General features: G+C 53.7%; 1 protein-coding gene. It reads left to right on the plus strand.

Features of this window, described 5'->3' with window-relative positions; all coding sequences use genetic code 11:
* On the plus strand, positions 1–650 hold a 650-nt coding region (locus tag FDW92_RS04880), incomplete at both ends, for a GTP-binding protein (RefSeq protein ID WP_249357154.1).

Genomic DNA, 650 nt, shown 5'->3' on the forward strand with positions numbered 1-650 from the left:
ACCGTACTGGCTAAAACCTACGGCGGTGCTGCTCGTGCATTCGACCAGATCGATAACGCGCCGGAAGAAAAAGCTCGTGGTATCACCATCAACACTTCTCACGTTGAATATGACACCCCGACTCGCCACTACGCACACGTAGACTGCCCGGGCCACGCCGACTATGTTAAAAACATGATCACCGGTGCTGCGCAGATGGACGGTGCGATCCTGGTTGTTGCTGCGACTGACGGCCCGATGCCGCAGACTCGTGAGCACATCCTGCTGGGTCGTCAGGTAGGCGTTCCGTACATCATCGTGTTCCTGAACAAATGCGACATGGTTGATGACGAAGAGCTGCTGGAACTGGTAGAAATGGAAGTTCGTGAACTTCTGTCTCAGTACGATTTCCCGGGCGACGACACGCCGATCGTTCGTGGTTCTGCTCTGAAAGCGCTGGAAGGCGAAGCAGAGTGGGAAGCGAAAATCATCGAACTGGCTGGCTTCCTGGATTCTTACATCCCGGAACCAGAGCGTGCGATTGACAAGCCGTTCCTGCTACCTATCGAAGACGTATTCTCCATCTCCGGTCGTGGTACCGTTGTTACCGGTCGTGTAGAGCGCGGTATCATCAAAGTTGGTGAAGAAGTTGAAATCGTTGGTATCAAAGA

The sequence above is a fragment of the Citrobacter sp. wls706 genome (assembly GCF_005281305.1).
GTDB classification, from domain to species: domain Bacteria; phylum Pseudomonadota; class Gammaproteobacteria; order Enterobacterales; family Enterobacteriaceae; genus Citrobacter; species Citrobacter werkmanii.